Source organism: Vibrio rubrogenes, assembly GCF_059641415.1.
In genome coordinates, this window is sequence record NZ_JCARSY010000004.1 from 43,723 (window position 1) to 67,940 (window position 24,218).

24 protein-coding genes and 1 pseudogene are annotated in these 24,218 nt (G+C 42.4%); 11 read left to right on the forward strand and 14 right to left on the reverse strand.

The window, feature by feature from the left end:
* Positions 1-43: 43 nt before the first annotated feature.
* The gene (locus tag AC55NX_RS04670; protein WP_496994680.1) at positions 44-1,132 is read right to left on the reverse strand and encodes a hypothetical protein; all 1,089 of its coding nucleotides are present in this window, start codon (positions 1,130-1,132) and stop codon (positions 44-46) included.
* A 577-nt stretch (positions 1,133-1,709) separates the two neighbouring features.
* On the opposite strand from AC55NX_RS04670, the gene AC55NX_RS04675 reads away from it, so the two are divergent.
* Positions 1,710-2,849 (forward strand): hypothetical protein, encoded by a 1,140-nt coding sequence (locus tag AC55NX_RS04675; RefSeq protein WP_496994681.1) that lies wholly within the window; start codon positions 1,710-1,712, stop codon positions 2,847-2,849.
* A gap of 184 nt (positions 2,850-3,033) precedes the next feature.
* Here AC55NX_RS04675 and AC55NX_RS04680 read toward each other — a convergent pair whose 3' ends face one another.
* The gene (locus AC55NX_RS04680) at positions 3,034-4,350 is read right to left on the reverse strand and encodes a PTS sugar transporter subunit IIC (protein WP_496994682.1); all 1,317 of its coding nucleotides are present in this window, start codon (positions 4,348-4,350) and stop codon (positions 3,034-3,036) included.
* Positions 4,351-4,756: 406 nt separating this feature from the next.
* On the opposite strand from AC55NX_RS04680, the gene AC55NX_RS04685 reads away from it, so the two are divergent.
* The 6 genes from AC55NX_RS04685 (at position 4,757) to AC55NX_RS04710 (ending at position 10,296) form a co-directional block, all read left to right on the forward strand.
* Positions 4,757-5,071: a PTS sugar transporter subunit IIB gene (locus tag AC55NX_RS04685; RefSeq protein ID WP_077336160.1), complete on the forward strand. Its 315-nt coding sequence runs from the start codon at positions 4,757-4,759 to the stop codon at positions 5,069-5,071.
* A gap of 25 nt (positions 5,072-5,096) precedes the next feature.
* A complete protein-coding gene (locus tag AC55NX_RS04690) occupies positions 5,097-6,425 on the forward strand; it encodes a PTS sugar transporter subunit IIC (RefSeq protein WP_496994683.1) in 1,329 nt (442 codons plus the stop codon).
* A gap of 72 nt (positions 6,426-6,497) precedes the next feature.
* The gene (locus AC55NX_RS04695) at positions 6,498-7,883 is read left to right on the forward strand and encodes a glycoside hydrolase family 1 protein (protein ID WP_496994684.1); all 1,386 of its coding nucleotides are present in this window, start codon (positions 6,498-6,500) and stop codon (positions 7,881-7,883) included.
* A 37-nt stretch (positions 7,884-7,920) separates the two neighbouring features.
* Positions 7,921-8,229 carry a PTS lactose/cellobiose transporter subunit IIA gene (locus AC55NX_RS04700; protein ID WP_496994685.1) on the forward strand — a complete coding sequence of 103 codons (309 nt, stop codon included), beginning with the start codon at positions 7,921-7,923 and terminating at the stop codon, positions 8,227-8,229.
* Between the two features lie 178 nt (positions 8,230-8,407).
* Positions 8,408-9,367, forward strand: a complete 960-nt coding sequence (locus AC55NX_RS04705; RefSeq protein ID WP_496994686.1) for a LacI family DNA-binding transcriptional regulator — start codon at positions 8,408-8,410, stop codon at positions 9,365-9,367.
* 440 nt (positions 9,368-9,807) lie between these two features.
* Complete coding sequence (locus AC55NX_RS04710) at positions 9,808-10,296, forward strand: hypothetical protein (RefSeq protein WP_496994687.1); 489 nt, start codon at positions 9,808-9,810, stop codon at positions 10,294-10,296.
* 61 nt (positions 10,297-10,357) lie between these two features.
* Here AC55NX_RS04710 and AC55NX_RS04715 read toward each other — a convergent pair whose 3' ends face one another.
* The 12 genes from AC55NX_RS04715 to AC55NX_RS04770 form a co-directional block, all read right to left on the reverse strand.
* Positions 10,358-10,747 carry an NUDIX hydrolase gene (locus AC55NX_RS04715; protein ID WP_496994688.1) on the reverse strand — a complete coding sequence of 130 codons (390 nt, stop codon included), beginning with the start codon at positions 10,745-10,747 and terminating at the stop codon, positions 10,358-10,360.
* Positions 10,748-10,886: 139 nt separating this feature from the next.
* Entirely contained in the window at positions 10,887-11,474 is a 588-nt protein-coding gene (locus AC55NX_RS04720; RefSeq protein WP_496994689.1) for an LOG family protein, read from the reverse strand.
* 111 nt (positions 11,475-11,585) lie between these two features.
* Positions 11,586-12,038, reverse strand: coding sequence for a DMT family transporter (locus AC55NX_RS04725; protein ID WP_496994690.1), 453 nt, complete (start codon positions 12,036-12,038; stop codon positions 11,586-11,588).
* A 152-nt stretch (positions 12,039-12,190) separates the two neighbouring features.
* Entirely contained in the window at positions 12,191-12,838 is a 648-nt protein-coding gene (pyrE, locus tag AC55NX_RS04730) for an orotate phosphoribosyltransferase (RefSeq protein ID WP_496994691.1), read from the reverse strand.
* Positions 12,819-13,874 (reverse strand): quinone-dependent dihydroorotate dehydrogenase, encoded by a 1,056-nt coding sequence (locus AC55NX_RS04735; protein WP_496994692.1) that lies wholly within the window; start codon positions 13,872-13,874, stop codon positions 12,819-12,821. The genes pyrE and AC55NX_RS04735 overlap by 20 nt, the downstream gene beginning before the upstream one ends.
* Positions 13,864-14,895: a pyridoxal-phosphate dependent enzyme gene (locus AC55NX_RS04740; RefSeq protein ID WP_496994693.1), complete on the reverse strand. Its 1,032-nt coding sequence runs from the start codon at positions 14,893-14,895 to the stop codon at positions 13,864-13,866. The genes AC55NX_RS04735 and AC55NX_RS04740 overlap by 11 nt, the downstream gene beginning before the upstream one ends.
* Positions 14,896-14,898: 3 nt before the next feature.
* The gene (locus AC55NX_RS04745; RefSeq protein WP_496994694.1) at positions 14,899-16,104 is read right to left on the reverse strand and encodes a M24 family metallopeptidase; all 1,206 of its coding nucleotides are present in this window, start codon (positions 16,102-16,104) and stop codon (positions 14,899-14,901) included.
* Positions 16,105-16,277: 173 nt separating this feature from the next.
* Positions 16,278-17,702: a 4-hydroxyphenylacetate 3-hydroxylase family protein gene (locus AC55NX_RS04750; RefSeq protein ID WP_496994695.1), complete on the reverse strand. Its 1,425-nt coding sequence runs from the start codon at positions 17,700-17,702 to the stop codon at positions 16,278-16,280.
* Between the two features lie 187 nt (positions 17,703-17,889).
* Positions 17,890-18,441, reverse strand: a complete 552-nt coding sequence (locus AC55NX_RS04755) for a hypothetical protein (protein WP_496994696.1) — start codon at positions 18,439-18,441, stop codon at positions 17,890-17,892.
* A 42-nt stretch (positions 18,442-18,483) separates the two neighbouring features.
* Complete coding sequence (locus tag AC55NX_RS04760; RefSeq protein WP_496994796.1) at positions 18,484-18,870, reverse strand: phage integrase central domain-containing protein; 387 nt, start codon at positions 18,868-18,870, stop codon at positions 18,484-18,486.
* 750 nt (positions 18,871-19,620) lie between these two features.
* A complete protein-coding gene (locus AC55NX_RS04765; RefSeq protein WP_496994697.1) occupies positions 19,621-20,859 on the reverse strand; it encodes a type II toxin-antitoxin system HipA family toxin in 1,239 nt (412 codons plus the stop codon).
* A 12-nt stretch (positions 20,860-20,871) separates the two neighbouring features.
* On the reverse strand, positions 20,872-21,186 hold the full coding sequence (locus tag AC55NX_RS04770; RefSeq protein WP_028299537.1) for a helix-turn-helix domain-containing protein: 315 nt from the start codon (positions 21,184-21,186) through the stop codon (positions 20,872-20,874).
* Between the two features lie 420 nt (positions 21,187-21,606).
* Here AC55NX_RS04770 and AC55NX_RS04775 point away from each other — a divergent pair, with 420 nt between their 5' ends.
* The 4 genes and pseudogenes from AC55NX_RS04775 (at position 21,607) to AC55NX_RS04790 (ending at position 24,218) form a co-directional block, all read left to right on the forward strand.
* Entirely contained in the window at positions 21,607-21,849 is a 243-nt protein-coding gene (locus AC55NX_RS04775) for a helix-turn-helix transcriptional regulator (RefSeq protein ID WP_496994698.1), read from the forward strand.
* Positions 21,850-21,893: 44 nt separating this feature from the next.
* Positions 21,894-22,512: pseudogene (locus AC55NX_RS04780) on the forward strand (DUF927 domain-containing protein); the annotation flags it as partial.
* Positions 22,513-22,810: 298 nt separating this feature from the next.
* A complete protein-coding gene (locus tag AC55NX_RS04785) occupies positions 22,811-23,143 on the forward strand; it encodes an HVO_A0114 family putative DNA-binding protein (protein ID WP_496994699.1) in 333 nt (110 codons plus the stop codon).
* A complete protein-coding gene (locus tag AC55NX_RS04790; protein WP_496994700.1) occupies positions 23,136-24,218 on the forward strand; it encodes a DNA cytosine methyltransferase in 1,083 nt (360 codons plus the stop codon). Before AC55NX_RS04785 ends, AC55NX_RS04790 begins: the two co-directional genes overlap by 8 nt.

The following is a 24,218-nucleotide window of genomic DNA, read 5'->3' on the forward strand; positions in this document are numbered from 1 at the left end:
CACGATCCGCTATCAATTTGGACGCTATTTATCCCAATTCAATTCACAGGGCATCATCGGTTTCGTAGATATTATCCTGCGGATCTTTGGTATCGCCACCCGAAACTTGTTGTAAATGATTGGTGGTTGTCATCCAGCGTCTGACTTGTGCGTTGCTTGCCGAGGCAGAGATACCCGGTAGATTATTATCTATCACGGCAGGTGTCGGATAAATAATCGACCAGAGATACAGCCAGATAGCCGCATTATGCTTTTCAGATCGCTGTGTTTGATTGAAGAACTGAGTCAGCTGTTCTACAAAAGCGACGGCGTTATGCAACGCACGGTTTTCATCTCCGACAAACAGTGTCGATGTGACTGCTGAAGTCCGATAGGAGTCGATGGCGATACCTTTGAGTTTCAGACGACTGACCACTTCCCGGGCTGCTTCACCGACCCAGCGGCCATTCAGGTAATCTTTGCTGTAGTTGGAATAGAACGCATCCAGTAGTGACACGCGTTGCGGCACCAGATTGTTGGCAATTTGGCCCTGGTCAGCCAGTGTTGCTAGTTGGTCGGCAAGCCGGAGGGCGACCTGATTACCTAAACTGTGTCCGGCAAGACGAATATCATTGCCCCGATATCCCTGCATAGCATTGAGATATTGTTGTAGCAATAACTCGGTGACATTCTGTGTCGGGCCAGTATGGTAGTTTCCGCGACTGTCACGCCAACGCATTTTTTTAGGACCATTGGCTGACCAGATTTTCGCTTCAGCATCTTTGACCTCGGATTCATCCGCAAACTGATCCCAATACAACATGGCAACATTGTAACCTTCGGCACGCCAGAGGTTGGCGAAATCGATATCAGGCGTTCCCCCTCCATTTTCCCAGTAGACTGTCCGGTTTTGTTCGATGATATGATTGGATTGCCAGCCGTGAATCAGAATCAGTGTCGGTCTGGATGGATCATAATAGGTACTGCCATTTTGTGTATTTTGATCTCCTTTCTGGTATTGGTCATCGGCGCCAAACCAGTACAACCCGTAACTCAGTTGATCAAAATATTGTCTCGGAAAGACTCCCGTTTTAGCAATAGCACTGAAAGACAGACATACACTAGCAAAGTAGATGAAATATTTTTTAATCATAATTTATCCATAGCTCTAAAAATTAAGTAACTTGAGCAAATGCTCAAATGGATAAAAACGGCTTTATGTTCAAGTGTCTATAAAAATCATGTCTACTTTCTATACAATATGTCTGTTTTCCATACCGACTCACATTTATCAATTCTATTGCATATAGTTATAACGATAACAACCACTCGATAATTGATTCTGCATCCTCCTCATTCGTTCGAATCCATCAGATTGCCAGCACTTTTCTGAGATGAAAGAGTGACATTCATAACAATATTGGAAACCGGTTTCCAATATTTGCCATGAATGTAAAAAATCGTGCTGAACACCACAATCTATTGTTGTTTATGGAATTAGACTGGCTTTGAACAATAACTGAGCTCTCGAAAAAATGCGGTGATTCTTGAAATAAAGTCGTTGTCGATGGTTGTTTCCATATTTTGAAACGTTGCCAAATCTATCAGCGATTATGAGAACTGAGCGTGATGAACCTTTGGTTTCAACGGGTCATGGTTTCAATTTCGGGAGGATGGTCTGAAACGGTAGATAAAATAAAGACGAGAAAACTATGGACAGGAAAAAACAGATGGGACTGAAGATACTCCCAGTGATGCTGGCAGCCTGCTGGTCAGCCAGTTCAGTTGCTGCCGCAGTGGATAAAGCAGCGCTGGACACTCAAATCCAACAACTCGAACAATTGCATCAGCAATATCAGAGTGAACTACAAAAGCTGAAACAAGAAAGAATGGATTACGAAGAGTCGGTGGACAGTGACTCGATTGCCTCTCTGAAAGCGATGATGGATCGGGTACATATTTTTGGTTTCTTCAGAGCCAAATACGATCACGATGATCGTGAGTCGATTGGTTCCGGTGCCAATAATAAGCATTTCTATATGGATTTAGAAGGCAAGATGAAAGTCTCGGAAGACTGGAGTGCGAACTTCCAGATTGAGACCCGCAAAGGCTATACCGTCACGCAATCATGGCGTAACGGGGATAACGGCAGTAGTGATCAGGATGGGACATTACAGCGGATTTGGGTTGAAGGACGTCCCGGTGGTGTTGGTGTGACATTGGGAACGAAATGGTGGGGCTACGGATTTCAGGCGGTGCCGTTTGGTCATGCGGCCGACGGGGTTCAGCTTGATTATGATGTCTTGCCGGGATGGAATGCTAAAGCATTTTGGCTGAGACCGAGACAGGGTGATCTGGTGACAATGCCGAACGGTTCTGATACTTCGATTGCTGGTGCGAACCTGACAGGTAGCTTGACCGATGATTTGCAGACCAGTCTGACCTTCGCGACCAACGACAACAAAAATGACGATCAGAAAATGGATCGGATGGGAGCATTTGAACTGCAATACCGTCTGACTGATGACATTCTACTTCGTGGTGCGTTTGCGATGACGAATGCTGAACATCATAACACCAGCCAAGAGTATCGAATCGATTATAAAGATACTGACTTAGCACAAGTGGGGTCATACGGGCTGTATTTCCGCTATATCGATTTTAGAAGATATGGGGACTATTCCCATGATGATGAATGGGGTTCATTACCCAGTGATGCCAAAGGCGGCATTCTTGGGGTGAAATACGTGTTATTTAAAAATGTTGTCTGGGAAAACTTCTACTCAGTTCAAGAACGGTTCCGTTCCGGCGGTAGTGACGCGGGTGCCTATCGACATCTATTCCGTACTCAGATTGATTTCCATTTCTAAGGAGGGCAAACAATCGGTTGTTTTGTTTTTGTTCAATACATAAAGCTGTTTCACCACAACAGCGCCATAAATAGAAGTTAATAAGAAAAAAGCATGTTATTAGAAAACCGGCGGTTCAGGGGGAGAACCGTCGGTCTTTCTTACTCAGGGCATTGCGAGCAGTGGCATCGGGAAATTAGATGAACTAATGCTTTTGGGCTGCAATTTGTTCTTGCTGCGCGAGGATAATTTTTTCGTGTGCGCGAAAAAAGGGTAGATATAAACAATAGGCATTAAAGATCGCAAACAACACCATTAATACATTGACAATACTGCCATTTGCGGCCCATGTGGCACCGAGTGGGGCGGGAACGGTCCAGGGAAGCATCATGACGATTCGGTCCATTACCCCGATTGAAGTCAGATACCAGGCGATGGTGGCATTAAAGATCGGGACAAAAATGAAAGGGAGAATAAATACTGGATTCATGATGATCGGAAAGCCGAACAAAATCGGCTCGTTAATATTAAAAATGGCCGGTAACAAGGCAACTTTACCGACCGATTTCATATGGTTGGATCGGCTCTTCAGCGCAAGATATACCAGCGGTAATGTTGAACCAACCCCACCAATCAGGAGGAAAAAATCCCAGAATGACGCAGTATAAATATGAGGTGGAATTTGTGCACCCGTTTCAATTGCTGCCTGATTGGCGAGTAGATTGGTCATCCAGAAAGGATTCATGATACTGGTGATAATGATCGAACCGTGGATTCCGACAAACCACAAGAGCTGACAAACCAGAATCGAAATAATCACCGCTGCCAGACTGTCGGAGGCAAGAATGAGTGGCTTGAACAGTGTTTCAATCAGATGGGGGAAATTAACCCCGGCATAATGATTTAGAATGATATTAAATAACGATAATGTCAGGAAGACGACCAAGATTGGTATGAGTAATTTAAACCCTTGTGCAGTAATCAGTGGCACATCATCAGGCATATGGATATACCACCCTTTTTTGATAAACAGGTTGATGACTTCCACGGCATAGATACCAGCAACGAGCGCTGTAAAAATGCCGCCGCCACCCAAATAGTAGAGTTCTTGGTTGTTGAGTGTTGAAAATCCGGACAGCATCAAAAAAGAGAGACAACCCGTTAATCCGGATAAGCGTTCCGGCAGGCGGTACTGTTTTGCCAGACTGGCGGAGACTCCAAATGAGACAATCAAAGCAACCAGCCCCAGCGTGATTTGGTACATGGGGAGAATCACAGGTTGTAAACTGCGACTGAACAACTCCCACCATAGTGCGATTGATGAAGCTTCCCCCATCGATAAGGTTGAGGTCAGTGGAAAAATCAGTGGTACTAGAATGCAACCGATAAAGACAAAAGGCATTGAGATCTGAAAACCATCACGTAACGCGATTAGATGAGGGCTTTGGCTTAACTTCCTTGCATACGGTGAAAAGTAATGATCAAGTGTATCCGCGAACAGTCTGGTAACGGAGTGATTCATGGTAATCCTTGTCCTTGATGAATGGTTTTGGAAACCGATTATCCAACCTGCTATTTTTCCATAAACTGCTATTGATAAATAAAGATTAGATCACACCTTCATATGGTGATATCACCTCTTATTTCGGCAAAATCAGTGCCTTTCTTTCAATCTTCATGACCGTGAATCGATGAATTTGTTTGATGGATCATAGAATCATGCTCGCTTGTGACCGTTTTAATGATCAAATTCACATTCCCACGGATTGCACTTGGAAACCGGTTTCCAAGTGCAATCCGTGGGCGCATACTCTCAGTGTCTAAATAGATAATCGCCGAGACAAATCAATAAGTATCTAAATGAATCAATGCTTAAGCGAAAGCATCGCTGAGGCAAAAGTATCGAAACGAAGTAAGGAGTATCGGTTATGAAAAAGATCATGCTGTGTTGCTCAGCTGGAATGTCAACCTCGTTGCTGGTGAAGAAAATGGAAGCCGCAGCAAAAGAGCGTGGCATTGATGTAGAGATAAAGGCATATGGTACCTCTGAGTTCAGTGATCAGGTTGGTAACTATCAAGTGGTTCTGCTGGGCCCTCAGGTCAAGTACATGCAACAAGACCTACAAAAGAAAGCCGATAAATACGGTATCAGAGTCGAGCCTATCAATATGATGGATTATGGGATGCAAAATGGAGATAAAGTGCTTGATTTTGCAATAGAACTGATAGGCGAGTGCGTTTGAGAAAAACCAAGAACAGGACATCAAAATGAGTACTCTATACGACCATGTGGTCAATGCAATCGAACAAAAACTAACACCACTAGCAGTCAAAGTTGGTCAACAGAAATATCTCACCTCGATCAGGGACGGTTTTATTGCGGCACTGCCGTTCATGATTGTCGGATCATTTATGCTAGTGTTTATCTTTCCACCTTTTCCCGCAGATACGACTTGGGGTTTTGCCCGGGCATGGCTGGACTTTTCCTCCGAATATCGCGAACAACTCATGTTACCCTTCAACCTGAGCATGGGGATCATGACCGTGTTTATATCGGTCGGAATTGGCTCCAGTCTGGCTAAGCATCATGAGCTTGATCCGATGACAACCGGTCTGCTGGCACTCATGGCATTCCTGCTGGTTGCTGCACCACTTAAAGATGGCTCAATATCGATGCAGTACCTGTCAGGACAGGGGATCTTCACCGCAATCCTGACTGCGATTTATGCGACCGAAGCTTACGCCTTCCTGAAACGTCACCATGTGACGATTAAACTCCCGCCCGAAGTTCCAACCGGGGTTTCGCGCTCGTTTGAAATCCTCATTCCAGTTTTATTCATCATTTTGACATTGTACCCACTCAACTTATTGATTGAAGCACAAACCGGGATGATTCTACCGAAAGCGATTATGACATTACTTCAGCCATTAGTGTCTGCTTCTGACTCATTAGCTGCGGTATTGCTTGCTGTGTTTATTTGTCAGCTCCTTTGGTTTGCCGGGATTCACGGGGCATTAATCGTCACAGGGATCATGAATCCGTTCTGGATGACCAATCTGTCTGAAAACCAGTTAGCGATGACTGCCGGTGAAGCACTACCTCATATTTTCTTGCAAGGTTTCTGGGATCACTACTTGCTGATTGGTGGGGTGGGTTCAACCTTACCACTGGCGTTTTTACTGTTGAGATCAAAAGCCGTTCACCTGAGAACGATCGGGAAAATGGGCATTGTTCCCGGCTTCTTTAATATCAATGAACCGATTCTGTTCGGGGCACCGATCATCATGAATCCGGTATTTTTCCTGCCATTTATACTGGTTCCGATGATTAATGCTGTGTTGGCGTGGTTTGCTGTTGACTTTGGTCTCGTTGCAAAAGTGGTCTCGCTGACGCCATGGACAACACCGGGCCCAATCGGGGCGTCATGGGCCGCCAACTGGGCAGTTAGTCCGGTGATTCTTTCTCTGCTGTGTATGTGTTCTGCGGCGCTGATGTATCTGCCATTCCTGAAAGCTTATGAGAAACAGCTGTTAGACAAAGAAGCGGCAGAAGCGAAGCAGAAAGAAGCCGAGCATCCACAAGGTGTTACCGTTTAATCATTTGGTGAAACATAACCCCAAATAAGAGATAGTGCGGGCAGAGAAACTGCCCGCTAATGGAGAACGAAAATGAAGTATCAATTCCCGCAGCATTTCTATTGGGGAAGTGCTGCCTCAGCGACACAGACGGAAGGGGCGGCCTTTTCTGGCGGAAAAGGGGAAAATATCTGGGATCACTGGTACAAATCTGAACCGAATCGCTTTCATCAAGGTGTTTCTGCGACAGATGCGTCAACGTTTTATGAGCATTTCCGTTCAGATATTCAGTTGATGAAAGATATCAAGCATAACAGTTTCCGGACCTCAATTTCATGGGCTCGTCTGATCCCGGAGGGGACTGGTGACGTCAATCCTGAAGCGGTTGATTTTTACAATCAAGTGATCGATACACTGATTGAACAAGGGATCGAGCCGTTTATCTGTCTGTTCCATTTCGATATGCCGATGAAGATGCAGGCTCTGGGTGGCTTTGAAAATCGTCGCGTGTTACAGGCGTATGCCGATTATGCCGAAACTTGTTTCCGCCTGTTTGGTGATCGGGTCAAGCACTGGTTTACGTTTAATGAACCGATTGTGCCGGTTGAAGGTGGCTACTTGTACGATTTCCATTATCCGAACGTATTGGATTTTCGTCGTGCCGCAACCGTTGCATACCATACCGTATTGGCTCATGCGATGGCAGTGAGCAAGTATCGCGAACTGAAGCTGAACGGCCAGATCGGGATTGTGCTCAATCTGACACCGTCCTATCCACGCTCGCAGCATCAGGCCGATCTGGAAGCCGCCAATATTTGTGATCTGATGTTTAACCGAAGCTTCCTCGACCCGGCGATTCGGGGAGAATATCCGCAGCAACTCGTTGCCTTACTCAAGCAGTATGGACAACTGCCTGATATCCATGACGGAGATCGTGAGCTGATTGCCAAAGGTAAAATCGATCTACTGGGGATTAACTACTATCAGCCAAGGCGAGTGAAGGCCCGTTTGAGTGCTGTAAACCCGAATGCGCCTTTTGTACCGGAATGGTTTTTTGAGCCTTATGAAATGCCCGGCCGGAAAATGAACCCACATCGGGGTTGGGAGATTTATGAAAAAGGCATTTATGACATCCTGACGAATCTACGGCAACACTACGGTAATATTCCTTGCTATATCTCAGAAAACGGCATGGGTGTCGAAGGAGAGGAAAAATTCCTCAAAGATGGACAGATTCAGGACGACTATCGCATTGACTTCATTCGTGAGCACCTGAAATGGATACATCGTGCAATTGAAGAAGGTTCTGCGTGCCTCGGGTATCATCTCTGGACCTTTATCGATAATTGGTCTTGGTGCAACGCTTATAAGAATCGTTATGGTTTTTACCGGCTGGATCTGGCAACACAACAACGCAGCCTGAAAAAAAGCGGTGAATGGTTCGCTCAAGTTTCTGAAGGAAATGGGTTTGATGATTGAAGTGCGTATGCAGGCGCGCGGTGAATAGGAGCTGAGAATGGATCTAGAAGAACAAGTGATGGGAATTATTGTCAATGCCGGACAGTCCCGGAGTCTCTGTTATGAAGCACTGCGCAGTGCCAAAAATGGAGATTTTGATCAGGCAGATACGCTATTACATCAGGCGAGTGAGTTTGCCAGTCTTGCACATCGTGTTCAGACGCAACTGATTGAAGCAGATGAAGGCGAAGGGAAAACACCGATGACGCTGATCATGGTTCATGCACAAGACCATTTAATGACATCGATGCTTGCCAAGGAACTGGTGGTTGAATTGATCGACGTATATCGGCGGATTGCACAGTGAATGATTGGCCTTGATTCAGGTAGTACGTTCAATCCGGTGATTTAATCACCGGATTGTTCGCGTTAATATTGTGCAGTCCTCTTGTCAAATATGTCTTCAAAGGTAAAATGAAAACAGACGGGAACCGTTTTCCATTCTCGATGTTCCCTTTGATTGACCTTGGTTAAATAGGATTGTCATGGTTACTATCACTGATGTCTCTCGGTTGGCAAATGTCTCAAAAGCGACGGTTTCTCGCGTGATGAGCGGTAGCCGGGGAGTGAAACAAGAAAGCCGCGAAGCCGTGCTCAGAGCGGCGGAAGAGCTCAACTATCGCCCCAATATCATGGCGCAGAGCCTTGCGACTCAGAAATCTGATTACATCGGTGTCGTTTTGACGAGTTCGGATACCGGTCAGGTGTCAACTTTTCTGCCATTGCTGTGCAGCGCACTCAAGCAAAGAGATAAACGGATGTTGGTCAGTTTTGCCGACACACCGGATGAGTATCGCCGGGTGATGGAATCGTGGGGGCATGGACAGTGTGATGCCATTATCACCTTCGGTGGTGATATTCCCGCTTCTGCCCTCGACAAGACAATTGCGGTTGATAGTTATGTGCATGATAACTGCCGCTCTATCAGTTACGATTACCGTTTTGCCTGTGAGAGTGCCTGTCGCTATCTTTCCAGTCAGGGGAACGCATCAGTCGCGATTTTGCTCGATGGTCAGAACTATGCATCTCAACAAGTGCTTGAGGGTTACAAAATCGCCATGCAAAACATGTCGATTCCGATCAACCGACAACTGATTGTCAGCGCCGATGAAAGTGCGGAGCTGGCGATGATGAATCTTTTGAACAGTTATTCATCCTTCACGTCACTGATAGTGATGAAAGACAGCCATGCCGCAGTCGCAATGAAACTGCTTCAGGATTTTAATCTGTCTACCCCGCAAGATGTGTCGATTTTGTCACTGGAAGATTCGTCACTGGCCAAGCAATTAACTCCGGCACTGACGTGTATCAGTTATCCGTCTGAGCGATTGGTTGCTGTACTGATGAAAGAGCTCGATAACTTCCTCGATCGCCATCCGTCGGAGAATAAATCAAGCATTCAGGGTAATCTGGTTGTGCGAGATTCGGTGGTGAATCGCAACTGATATATACTTGTCCATATAGATAATATTTCCCATATCGTCACAGACTGAAGCTGATTTTAAACAGGTTGTGGTTTAGGGGCATTTTTAAATATTATAATATCATTGATATTTATAATGTTATCTTTCCGATCAATTCATATATTTAAACTATCAATCATATTCATTGTCTTTTCAAATTGTGACTCATGATCTTCATAGAGGGTGATAGGATTATCGTTTTATCAATAAGAATTACCTATTTCTAGACTGATCTATATGAATTAGAATTATCTTATTGACTTTACAAGATAAAATTAATAGTTATAAACATCCTTTTTCATATTGTGATGCCTTTTCATTTTGATCTCGTCTGACATTACTCATGAATCAATCTAATTGCCACAGTCAGAGTGATTATCTGATGGGGTAGACTGAATATATAAAAACTGATGAATGTGACTTTGATAGAGAGTAAGGTTCAATCTTACCAAGCCGTAAACCCCACAACCGTTCGTATCGAGCTGGAGAGTACACAGACGGTGGTTCTGAGACTGTCAGAATCTTGGGTATTGAATCAGGGGGACTCGATTGCGCTTGCTGGGTTTCAGGAGCCGAAAAGCAACGTGTTTTTAGGGTATGGTTATATCAATCTGTCGCAACATGTTAAATCAATTGCGCGCAGTAACGGGCTGCCTTTTCTCCTCTTTGGTACACTGTTGATCATCATCACTCTGGGTATCATCACTTTTCTCTTTTCGGGAAGTGGTGTTATCCGTTTTTATGATCTCTTGCTGACTCTTCCTCTCTTGATCGTATTACTGTTTTCTGGCTTCTTTATTTGGATTGGCGTCAAAGCCAAGCAAAAAGAGCGGGCTGTGAAGAAAGTGCTGGATCAAGTAAAAATCAATGGGCAAGACTTAAACCCAAGATTCAACTACCCGCTTCCCTGAGAGGCCGAGGTTTAAACCGGAAACTATATGGTGGTCCAATTTAGTTGACTACTATGGGCTCTCATACCTGCTGTTCTAAAGCGTAACTCAACGCTTTTTGTGCCGCAGGAGCACAGTTGTGGATTTGGGAAAGTTCAAACCATTCCGCAGTTTCTATTTCTGAACTTGGTGCAATATCACCTCTAAAATCTGCGATATAGCAATACATTGTCAATTGTGTATTTTCCAGGCCATATGCGATATCCGTAATAGAAAACTGATATTGGATAGAATCTGGGAGGAGTTCGATATTTAACTCCTCTCGGATTTCACGTTGTAACCCTTCTTCATATGTTTCACCGACTTCCAATTTTCCACCGGGAATAAAGAACTTATCTTTACCTTTAGATTTTACACAAAGTAGCTGATTTCCCTTTCGGTAAAGCCACCCGACACTGATAAGCTGATTCATTGAGGGCTCCTTATCCATAGCATGTATCATTTATAATTAGGTCATATAAAAATGCTTAACGGCATCACTTAAGAAAATATCTCCAATAGCATAATGCTCAGGCTCACTTATATTATAAATTATTAGCTGCCAACTGCATTTACTGTATAGACTCTGGAGTACAGTTTTTTTGCCATTTAGGTACAGGTGGAGTATATGATGCTATTTTCTCAAGTAGATCTTTGGCATTATCCGATACAATAAGCATATTTGCATATTCTTCCTTCATAAATCCTGAAGTAATCATCTTCTCAAAGAAAGTCAGTAATTCATTAAAGTAACCATTTATATTTAAAAATCCACAAGGCTTAGAGTGCAAGCCTAGCTGAGCCCAAGTCCATGCCTCAAAAATTTCTTCTAATGTTCCGGTACCGCCAGGTAAAGCAATAAAAGCATCTGCATGTTTTGCCATCAATGCTTTTCGGGCATGCATGTCACTGACAACAAATAACTCGTCAATATTTGGGTGTGCTAATTCATGGTCAACCAAAGACTGGGGCATAACGCCAATAACATGAACAGCTGAAGAGATTGCTTCATCAGCCAATGTTCCCATGAGACCAACTTTCCCACCTCCATAAACTAAATCAGTGTTTCTTTTAGCCATTTCCCGAGCTAGTATTTTTGTTTCTTCCATAAATTCGGATCTAACTCCATTACTAGATCCACAAAAAACAGCAATACGCATTTTTTTACCTTTGAAAAAATTTCATTAAAATAATATCTTGTCGACTAACTATATAAAAACAAGCCATCGACAATGCTACGAATTCACATAAAAAGGATAACAAAAATTTCATTATCGATTGCTGAAGTTAACACATAATGCACCTCCCAAAACCAAGCCAACCCCCAACAAACGAATAGGAGAAATGTCCCGAATAGGTAATCCAAGAAAACCATATTTATCCAAAATTAAGGATGTAATAATTTGTCCCAATATAACTAACGAAATCATCGCTGCAATACCTATCCGTGGAGCAAGAAACGTCGTACCGAATACAAAGAATGCCCCAAGAGCTCCTCCTAGAAATTGCCAGCCATTGCTATGTTGCAACTGATTTAATTGTGCAAAACGTTCACCTGATATTGCGCATAAACATAAAAGGCATACACTGCCGACAACAAAGGAAATCATGGAAGCAAGCATAGTACTGCCACCTATGAGATTCTTCAGTTGATTATTAATAGCTGACTGCATCGAAATAGCTGCGCCAACACTGATAGCAACGAGTATATAGGCTGAATTCATATTCTCTCCTTTTAAGTCTCTTTGACCTGATATTTTCGATGAATTAAGCTATATCTATAAATGAAAATGATACAAATCGACGGTTATCACGTATCATTTAGACATAAATTTCATCTAGACGTAATAGTCTGTTTTTGATCATCTCAATTTCACTATACTCCGTACTCCTTCAGGTAAGTCTGTATAGCTTCAACATTCGGCTGCAAATTCGGCTGAGTTATCAAATACGCTAGAATGTGCTGGATATTTGTAATCGAAAAAATGTTTATCCCTAAACGCTCTTCAGCATCCTGTATAGCAGATTTATTACTATCGAACGAACGTTCATGGCGATCAAGTGCAACAAGGTAGGACTTAACTTGCCCTCCATTTTCGATGACTAGTTGTACACTATCATCAATAGTAATGCCGGAAGTGATAACATCGTCAATGATTACCACATGAGCCTTCTGTAATTGAGAGCCGACTAACAATCCACCATCCCCATACAATTTCACTTCTTTTCTATTGAATGAGAATTGAACATCACATGCAAAATCACGTTGTAATGACAAAGCAGTCGCAACACCTAAAGGGATACCTTTATAAGCGGGACCAAAAATCACATCCGGTCTTAATTTGTTCTCATATAAAAAACGAGCATAATAGTGTGCTGTTTCGTTCAGTAGCCGAGCACTAGATAATTGACCAAAGTTGAAAAAGTATGGACTTACCCTGCCAGATTTTAACTTAAACTTACCAAACTTAATCACTTTGCTATCAATGAGAAATTCTGCAAATTCACTTTGAATATCTGGCATAATACGATCCTATTGCTTGTTCTATTATAGTATAGCCATCACGTTGCATACATTGTTCCATTTCTGTCAACATACGAGAAATAATATCTGGGCCTTCATATACAAAAGAGGTGTAGATTTGACATAGACTCGCGCCCATACAGATGCGTTCATAGGCTTCCACACCACTATTGATACCCCCTGATGCAATAATTGTTTTATCACGGCCGACAATCGAGTAAACCCTCATCAGCATATCTCGCGATCTTTTCTGTAAAGGTTTACCTGATAACCCCCCTGATTGTCTATTTGTAGGTGATAGTGACAAATTATCCCGATTAATTGTCGTATTGCTGACAATTATTCCATCAATGATTGATCCGGCTAAATAATATAGCAATTCAGATTCTTCTGATGGCGCGATATCTGGTGAGAGCTTAATGAATATGGGGCAATCGTTAGCATTTTCGACTCTAAGTGCATCAAGATTTTTTAATAAAGGTTCTATTGTTTCTGCCTGCTGTAAATCTCTCAGCCCCGGGGTGTTAGGTGATGATAGATTAATTGTCAGATAATTAGCATAAGGTATTAGTGTTTCTGCTACCTGCAAGAAATCATCCAGATAATTCACTGTATCCTTATTTTTTCCCAGATTAATTCCAAGAATTAGATTATCGCGCCGATTTTCTAACATACGTTTAGCATATTTCATACCCTTTGAATTAAAACCATATCGATTGATAATCGCTTGATGCTCCTTAATACGGAACAAACGGGGACGAGGATTACCAAGTTGTGCTTTTGGGGTAATAGAACCGACTTCCACAAAGCTGAATCCTAAATGCCCTAAAGCATCGTAGGCTTCTGCATCCTTATCAAACCCGGCCGCCAAACCAATTGGATGAGCAAATTTTTTCTTCCAAAGGGTTTGACTTAGTCCCGATGGTATTTCTATAGATTGCTCTGGGGCAAAATAGCGTAACCCCCATATAGAAAGATGATGCGCAATTTCTGGAGGAAGCATATGCATACATTTCGTATAAAATTTAAACTTCATCGTGAATTATCATCCCTTCATAAAACTTGCTTGCGCTGGATGCAATCCGCATTTCCAACTGCTCTTTTGATAAGAGTATGACTCCCTTTTCTACCAACCAGTCATCATCGTAAAATTGTTCAAGATAGTTGATACCGGAGTCTGGGGTGATTGCGAGTACTGAATTAATTTCAGGCAATTGTAATGCCATTAGCGCAGAAAAAATAACAACTCCTGAGGAGCCACCAAGTAACAACCCAACATCACGCGCTAATAACCGACACAAAGAAATTGCATCTTGATCACTAACACTGTTAAGAAAGTCAAATATGGCTAGATCCGTATTCTGTGCTTTCCAACTCAGTCCTAGTCCATTGAGCAAATAGGGACAAAATGGTTCTCCAAAAATAGCAGATCCTGCCACATCACAAGCCATAGACAGAGTTTTCGGATGTACCTGTTTTACACCTTTAACAATACCACCAAAGTGTCCGCCTGTACTCACTGAACCAAGCAACATGTCAACAGGTATATCTATAAATTCTTGTGAGGTAACCATCTCATGGTAATTCGGATTGTCTGGATTATCATATTGATTAGTCCAGTAAGCATCAGGGTATATTTCTAATAAAGCCTTAACTCTCTCAATTCGAGCTTTTTGATATCCACCACTTATATCCGGAGTACTAACAACTTCAACTTCAGCACCGTAAGATTTAAACCAGTTCAGAGAGTTATGACTTACTTTCGGATCAACGACTACAATCAAACGAAACCCCATACTGGCACTCAGCATTGCTAGCGATTTCCCCAAATTCCCTGAAGTTGATTCAATCACAGTCCCACCGGGAAGTAACTTACCACTATCCATCGCCGTTTGAATTAACCCTAGAGCAGTCCGATCTTTAACGCTAAAATTTGGATTGAACTGTTCTAGTTTGAGTAACAACTTTTTATTGGCAGGAATGAGAGGATGCTGTAACGAAAAGAGAGGTGTATGACCGATAAGATCAGTTACAGAAGATATTGTATATGTCGTCATAATTTATAATCTCACTAAATCAGGGGCGGGATTAGCAGTCAAAAACTGGTTATATGATGAACCGATTAAAAGAGGATCTTCTATATGTAACGCTCCTCTCCCAAACTCGTAATATGGAGTTTCCACAGAAAGAACCATTCCCTCTTCAATAATATTGTTATCAGAAGGACTGAGAATAGGGAGCTCATAAGGTTCCAGCCCTATGGCATGGCCTACATGATGGCGATTATATTCAGGAAAACCTGAACGATGAACAACATCCATCACTCTTGAATATACATCCTTCCCGGTAAGTCCCGGACGTATAAAGTCAAGTGCGGCCAACATTCCATTTCGTAGTGCTTGGTAACGTTTTTGAATGATCGGTGCCGGTTGTCCAACACAATAGACTCTTGCAATATCAGACCAGAAGCCTTGATAGATCGCGTCAGAATCAAACCAAAGTAGGTCTCCTGGCTGCAAACAAATATCTGAACGTTGTTTACGTTGTCCACCAATAGCTGAACGACCGATTTTCAGCATAGTTAAAGACGGAAAAGCCCCTCTTTGTACCAGAGCACAGTTGAATCGTTCCGCTAATTCGATTTCTGACATCCCAACTTCAGCAAAAGCCGCTGTGTCGTAAATTGCAGATTCATTAATTAGGGCAGACTGAGTGAGCAACTCAATCTCATACGATGTCTTGAATTGTCTAGAAAAGCGAATCTGCTTCGATGCTTCAACCCATAGAAGTTCCGGGAACTCCTGTTGCAGGTATTGTAATGACTGTAATGTTATACCATCTTCGTCATAACCCACTCTCTTAATATCTACATCCTTTTTCAACTCGAGAATCAATGCTTTAGCTGCTTCTGCCGGAGAAGGGTGTGATTGCTCAACCTGACTGAGTAACTGTAGTTTTACCTCTTCCAGTGTTAAATCCATTTTTTCAATAGACTCTCTATAAAATGTTCCATACGTCTGTACGTGTTGAATTGGATTGTCCGCATCGAGAATCTGATCAATCTCCCCAATAGAATGCACCATATGTATTGTGTCAGGACTATGACGATGTAGCATTACATAACATTGTCCATAATATGGATTTAATGTTTTTATTACAGGTGAAAAACCAGAAAAATATTGAATATTCTCTTTGCTTGTACCAATCAACAAGTCAATATCCATCCTAGAAAATAATTTCTCTATTTGAGGTAAGTTATACGCCATAATGATTCCCATGAAAATGACTGTTATCACTTTAATTATTAAATTAAATGTAAGTATGATCTTTATTAATAGGTGTTATTTGTGTTGATGATAGCGAATAAATATCAAAGATATAATTTAATACCATGTTGTTTGATTTTTGTTGATAATATAAATATTAAATGGTCATGCACTCATAATAATTTGCTTTTAATTTTATTAAGATGCTGCTGAATATTTTTTTTGGGATAATTTTTATAATGTGTTGCAGCAATTCTTACAGGATCACCTGCATGATAGATTTCATATACCAACTGTCTTTGTCCGAAACCATCACCAGTTAAGTCCCAAGCAAGATTTAAAAGAAAAGCTCGCTCTTCAGCATTCATTGTCGCGCTATGCAATGTTGTGCGAATCGTCTCACCATTTTCATTATCGAAGTCACCATGGTGTGGTACCGCTAGCATAGAACCTGCTGCTAGTGATTGGATAATATTTACCATACGGTGGTACCATTTGGGGAAATGATATCGAACAGCTTGAATTGCATGAATGCTAGGATTCAAGATACCATTTTCTAATGTTGCATCGTGTTCTGATAAGAGGATTGCTGCTCGAACTAATTCAAGACTAGTTGTCATCTCACCTAATTGTTCCTGGACGTTCAGGAAAGAATCCAAGCCCATTTTATCTGCAAGTTCGATTGCTACACCAGTTAACAGCTCAGCCTTAGCGAGTCCACGAACAATTCCCTGATGCCCATTATGATTACGGATCCGTGTCTTATCATAAAAAGCATTCGACTTTTCAACATCGCGAAATACAAAAACGTCACCCCAGGGAATAAATACTTCATCAAAGATCATATAGGCATCAGATTCATCAAACTGATTTGCCATCGGGTGGTCTAATTGATTATAATTAATATAATTCAAAGGCTTACGGCATATTAATTTAAGCCCTTGAGCTGTTACAGGTACAGCAAAAGCCAGTGCGAAATCCTCATCACCAGAACGTAGCCCTGGCATATTGAAAATTAATAATTCATCAGCAATAGGAGCTAATGTGACGATCATTTTCGCTCCGGAAACTATGATACCCTTCTCATCTGAAGAAATAACTCGTACACCGCAATATGCATTTTCCTGAAGCCCTAGTTGTATTGAACGATCAATCTGGGGATTAACGGCTCCATGGCCAATAAAGAGGTTTTGCTGACGGCATTTTTCATAATAACATTTAGCATTATATGAAAAATCTATGAACTCCCCGGCTCCTAAGAAGTCAGAATTAACAGCCATCGTTGCCAAAGCTGCATTAATAAAATCAGGTGTTCTTCCCAACATTCCAAAAGATAAATCGGCAACCATCTTATAGCTGTCGCGTTTCTTCTTTAGATCATTAATGTTTCGGGGAGCAAGTGTACTTATGTGATATTGTTTTTCATCCTCCATATAAGTGAATAAGTCTGGTTGTGACTCCTGGAGTTGATAAAAATTTACAATGCTATCAATAGCCCCTTTGAACGAAGGCTCTGTCGTTACATCAGTAATTAATTTTGAATCAATATAAACACACCTTGGGACTTTCAGTCTTTTTAAGTAATCTTCTTCTAACATAGAAATTCCTTCACCAATTTTAAGCAAGTTACTTAACATAATTAACTGAGAAATAATAATAGAAAACGTATTAAATACAGACTAAATTTAAAAAATATTATATCTAGCTATTTAATAAAAATAGATAGTTTAATTATTAATGTATATTTACATCATCTATTATTTCAGAGTTAATAATCAGAGATATCTACATATGGCCACAAACAAGATTCACCATAAGCAAAGGCCACAAAAAACATATTACAATTAATGCAACTGATTGCAATATGAATTTAAAATATAACAAGGCCATTAACAAATAAATTACATTAATGTGATTGATACTACGTTGCAGTGAAATAATGTGAGTATTTGGTAGCATTGATGATACTGCCCCTGTTGCCCCAATCCTTGGGGGGTTTGAGTTTCTTCTGACAGGCTTTTTCGGTATACGGCTACGTTTACCATCGAAAAAGGCTAATACGCGGAACCAATAGAGTGATTCTTCATAACCCAGGCTATAAGTTGGCCGAGCAGGCGGGATCAACCCTAGCTTTCGGCTTATGCCGACAATCACGCAGAACGCGAGCTTTAGCGTAAGCCATGGCATGAGTATCACTAATATCGTCAGGCAGTACCAGGTAAGTGCATAGCCTAAGCCATGAGGCTGTTCGAGTAAGGCAATGCCAATACACCAACCAAGTCCTGCCAACATGGCTATTGGAAAGGTAATGGGTGCAAGCAGCATCATAAATTGCATGTTAGCGCCCTCCTGTGTGATGTGGTGAAGGGGGCCCAAAGTTCACCAGCGGTTCGATGACATCGGCCACGGTTTGATGAGCAACACGGCGCTCTTCAAAGTAATCGCTGGCCCCATATGTGGGCGATGGCTTGCTCGTTTAATCGCATGTCGAAACAGCTGCTTCATGTACATCAAGGTGTCGTTGGCAATGGTGGGGCGGTTGTTTTCTCGTATGCGCTCTAATACTTCGCGCACGTCGTGTGCGGTCACCTCGGCAATACATTTAATGCCAATAACTGGGCTAATGTTTTTGGTATAAACCCGATACGGAATTTTTGGGTGCTTGAGTCGTCGGCTAAGATCTGTTCGATACCAGTCGTGGAACAGTTGATCGACGGTTTCAATGTCAGATAACTCGATTTTCTGTTTCTCCAGAAGAGGATCTATGCCGCCTCATACTTCTTTTCGAAAATATGCGGCGGCACTTTTTCTGGAATAGGCGGCAGCGTCCGCCAGCAACATTAAAGGAAATTGCCTCAAGGTTGCTTCTCGCCTTCTTTTGGCTGTGTGGTGTCGCGGATCATCCAATAAGGTGAGCCTTGTTTACGGACACAAAAGTACAGTCCTTCACCGTCCGAATATTTTTGGGGTTCGGCTTTGCTGTGATTTTTCGCATGTTTACTCCATAGTTGCTGAAATAATGGAGGGGGCAATAATGGCTGACCATCATTCTGCCCACCACTTGCCTGTGGCTTTTACTAAATTTTAGTGGAGAGCAATGGAAAAACAGTGTCGTTTTCACGCTGCTGTTAGGGTTAAAACATAGCAGTTTTGAAAGGCATTATCGAGCACGATTTCTGTCAACATAGCTTGGCCATTTTTTCGCTTGTTCTATGTGATAGTGATGAGTCAGCAGAAAACTCGCCTAAGCTAAAATAGACATCATGGTGTCCATTTTAATAGAAATAAGCTCAATATGGATACTATGGTATCCAAGAGTGATAAGTCTGAGTGTCGAATATCAGGCATCAAGGTCTACAGATTGTTACCTTTGAAGTAACTTTGTGTAGACCTCTAACCGCTGCATTTCCCCGTTCAGTAAAATACACTGATGAGCACTCAACTTGCATTTCACACATTTACGCGCAGAAAAGTGCGGAATTTTACATTTTTATGCGCATAAAAGTGTTATGCGTTCTAGTCGAGTATAAAGCAGTCCCTCAATAGTTCTCTTTCTTCTTTGCGGATGCCCGCTTGTTGGGCAAGGCTTTCCCATTGTGAAACGGCTTTTAACAATCTTTGGTGGATGGCCTTGGCTTTACTTTCGGTAACGTGAAAATACTCTGCAACGTCAAATGCCAAGTTAGTCGAAAGCGCGTTGCTTACGTCATCAATATTAAGGTGTAGACCAGTGGCGTATAACACAGGGTTGATATCGTAGGCGGGAGATAGCCGCCAACCAGTGGACTCCAGAATGAATCCATGATTTCTAAGATGATCATCACAATTAGATACCATGATATTAAACAGTATTCTGGTCCAAAGTTGTTCAAGATCTGACTGAGTATTCGAGCCGTGTTGGATCAGAAACTCAGCCAGCTCTAAGTAACTTGCCCCATCATCCTGACCATCAAAGTACTCTAGTTGAGTCATCGCTGAGCTGAAGTGTAGCCGCTTTCCTGTTTCGGTACGGTCGAACCTTTTTGTTAAAAAAATATGATGTTTGCCAATAGCTTCAACTTTTGATTCAGCCATTTCGATTCCAGACTCAATGGCCATTTGATACACAATGAACTCCCATAAGCCAATATCGTAATCATCGTGACGGCTAGGGAACTTAGCTAACCACAAACTATCGTCGTGATTTCTTATTGACGCCTTTGGCCTGGCTCCACCTAGTGATGAGCCCGGTGAGATCAGCATATTGAGCCATTTCAGATAATCTGGATTATCCAAATCCGGAGTTTCTTCGATTTTATTGGCGGCATGTTGTAGCTCGGGTAAGCTGGTTATTGCGGGTGCTGCCAGCTCATGGCTATCGTCTAAAAATGGCCCCGTTGGTGATGTACAAAAGCGCAGCGCTCCCATGCGAAATGAATCGTGAACACCTAATAAGTAATCCGTCTCGTATAGTTTTTTTGCTCGCCGTTTTTCTTGTCTAGCAACCACTGCTTCTCTGCGCTGCATTAACAATCGGCCCCAACGATCTGGGCATGAGTCCAGAAATGTTTTGAAATTCTTATCGCCCTGCGCATGTTGTTCGCCAACGAATAGTTTTAAAGAGGGGTCAATTTGGCGAACATAATCGGAAGTTAGCCATGTCTTGTCATAACTAAAGCTAAAATGTTCTTTGCCTCTAATTTCTGACGATCGTAATGTGCCAACTAATATAGGGTCGGTTGACTCAGTCCAATCAGCATAAACGTAGATTTCCATAATGAGACACTCTTATTTTTTTTTCAGCAATTGGATGTCTTGCAGCTTTCTTCCCAGCTCGTCATCAAAGGCGACTTTGGCTAGGTCTTCCAAGAGACCTAAACAGGCTAATACGTTGACATAGTGACCAAGCGAAACGGAAGGATCGCCCTTTAGGATTTTTCGTAACGTTGGTTTAGACAGACCAGTTCTTTCGTGCAGCATTTCTTGGGTAATGCCGCGTCGCTTCATTGCCAGAGTTAAGTTCTCGCCCAAGATGCTTAACACCTTTTTGTGCTTTGGAAAAACGACAGCGGTGCGCTTTGCTGTTGATTTGATGGTATTCATAGTGAAACTATATTTTCTTAAATATTCAAATAGTGAAAGTATAGCTTCACTTTTGACTTTGAGTAAAGTGACAGTTTGATATTATTAAGCAGATTAAAGTGAAACTATATTTTCATTTTTCAATGGATAAAGAAGTTATAGTTTCATTTTCAATCTTTGCCTCACACTTCATTTGCTGTAACCCCACTTACCCCTTGGGCTTTTGGGGCCGTTTGGGCAAAGCCTTAATTCACGCCACTTAGCCACACACCAATCATGCCCACATGGCATTTGTTACTTGGGGCATTATGTAAATTCTGGGGCGGTTTGTTACTGCTACTCTCAGAAAGCTGCACGATCTGGTCACTTATCTGCCTACTGCGTCCGTTTAGTACTGGCAAACTCCTAACTGAACTTAACAGATCAGTGAGGAAGCAAACGATGAACCCAACCACGCAATCACCCATCACATCAGTACACCCAGCTCGTCAGCAGCGGATTTTGCGTTTGCCCGAGGTAAAGGCCAAAACTGACTTTGGCTGCAGTACCATTTATGCTTTGATGGCCAACGGAGAATTTCCGCGATCCATTCGTATTGGCGCGCGTGCCGTGGGCTGGTTAGAAAGCGATATCGACCAGTGGATTGAAACCCGCCGTATCGGTGCTACCTATGGCCGTGGATAAACCATTAGCATCAAATCGGTTACCTTCCAGTGAGATGAATAGCAACGCGCCAACATTACGGCAGCTTGGCCTTGGATTGGTTACGATATTTAACGGAGCACAGCGCGCAGGCTCGCCCTGTTTTCCAAAGCGTACGCCAACGTTTTTTAGCCAGCTTATCGGCCGAGGCCGACGGCCAAGTACGCCGAGTAGCAGAAAAGTTTGCCTTACTGGGCAGCGTCGGCCTGTTAGCGATTCGAGCCAAAGTACTCGATTGGCCAGCCCAAAGTGTAGAAGCCACCTGTTTAAGCCAGCTTAACCAATGGATACTCGCCCGCGGTGGTGTTGCCGCCAATGAAGTTCAACAAGCCATCCGCCAGGTACGCAGTTTTATTGAGCAGTATGGCGAAAGCCGCTTTACACCCAAACAAATCGGTTACAGTAGCCAAGTACGCCAACGGGCGGGTTGGATAAGACACCAGCGGCCCACAAACCCTCTACCTGTTTGACCCAATCGGCTGGCGTGAAGCCACCTAAGGCCTAAGCCCAGATCGCGCCGCCAAAGCGCTGATGGCCGCAGGCTACCTAGTCCCCGATGGTAATCGGCCGCAACGCAAAGTCAGCCTGCCCGACAACACCCGCCCACGCATGTACTGCGTTAAAGGCAGCATCTTGGATGACTAAAAAGGCGATTAATCCTGTGTGGGTTTGTCGTCTTGTAGTGAACTGCCAGCCAACATAAGAGCTGGGCGAGGTCCAAAGTCTAAAGCGGACAATACCGCTAGCGTACTGGTTGTGTACTTCCTGAACACTGGGCTTTTAATCGTCCTCAACGGAAAATAGTCTTGCGCTATTATCAGCAGTTGATAAGATATGCAGCTTATGTATAAGCGTACAGTCTTTAGATTGGTTAAGCGCTGTTTTATCTACTTGCTGGGAACCTAGTGAGCAAACAATTCGAGTAAGCTATGCGAGTAAAGCAATGAAAAACGCAAAACAATCGCGCTGCGTTATTGGGATTAAGGGGCAAACCCCCGACCCTGATTACCCCGTCGATATCTGGTTCGACTCGCTGAAATCGGTGGCCAATGTGCTGTCGAAAGAAAACCAGCAGTTGTTAAAAGTGATTGCCGAACAACAGCCGCAATCAGTGACTGAGCTGGCAACACTTACAGGCCGAGCGGTCAGTAATGTGTCGAGAACACTGAAAACATTAGATGGTTTAGGCATTATTTGTTTGACTCGCGTATCAGGCCAGGTCAAGCCAACTATAAAATTTCGCTCCTTTATTGTTGTAGGAGACTACTGTGAGTAATGTAATATTTTCTTTTTTTTCAGGTTCAGGATTTCTTGATCTTGGTTTTGAAAAAGCAGGTTTTGAAATTGTATTTGTAAATGAAATAGAAAATCAGTTTATCAAGGCATATGAGTTTAGCAGAAAAAAAATGGGTCACAGTGAGCCGAAATACGGTTATCAGGCAAACTCAATAGAAGACTACCTAAATGATAAAGATGATGGTCATCTTCACGAAAGTGTTAGAAATGAGAGTTTAGCAGGTAACCTCATAGGCTTTATTGGTGGACCGCCTTGTCCTGATTTTTCAGTTGGGGGGAAGAATGCAGGTAAAACTGGGGAAAATGGTAAGTTATCAAGATCTTATGTTGAATGTATAAAAAAATATAAGCCTGATTGGTTCGTTTTTGAGAATGTTAAAGGACTATGGAGAACTAAAAAGCACCGTGAATTCTATGATGAGTTAAAAAAAGAGTTGCTTGAATCAGGATACGAGCTAAATGATCGTTTGATTAACTCATTAGAGTTTGGTGTCCCTCAAGATAGAGATCGGATCATACTTTTTGGGATCAAAAAAGATCTATATAAAAAGATAGACAAAGACTTTTCTTGGGATAGGTATATGAAATACCCCAATAAGTCAGCTTTTTCTTATGAATGGCCTGATAAAAGCCCGTTTGGACAAGAGCTTGAGGTCCCACGTGCATTACCTTTAGAGCTTACTGTTGGCTATTGGTTTAATAATAATAAAGTTAATCAGCATCCAAATAAGGATCATCATTTTACACCAAGAGCTGGTTTGGCTAAATTTCTAGTTATTGATGAAGGTGATACATCCAGAAAGTCTTATAAAAGGCTTCATCGTTTTCGATACTCACCAACAGCTGCATACGGTAATAATGAAGTTCATTTGCATCCAACTAAGCCTAGAAGAATATCTGCTGCTGAAGCTATGGCTATTCAGTCTTTACCTAGTGATTTCGAACTTCCTAGTTCGATGACTTTAAGTGCCATGTTTAAAACAATTGGAAACGGTGTTCCTTATCTATTTTCATATGGAATAGCTAAAACGATAAAAGATTATCTGAAGGATTGA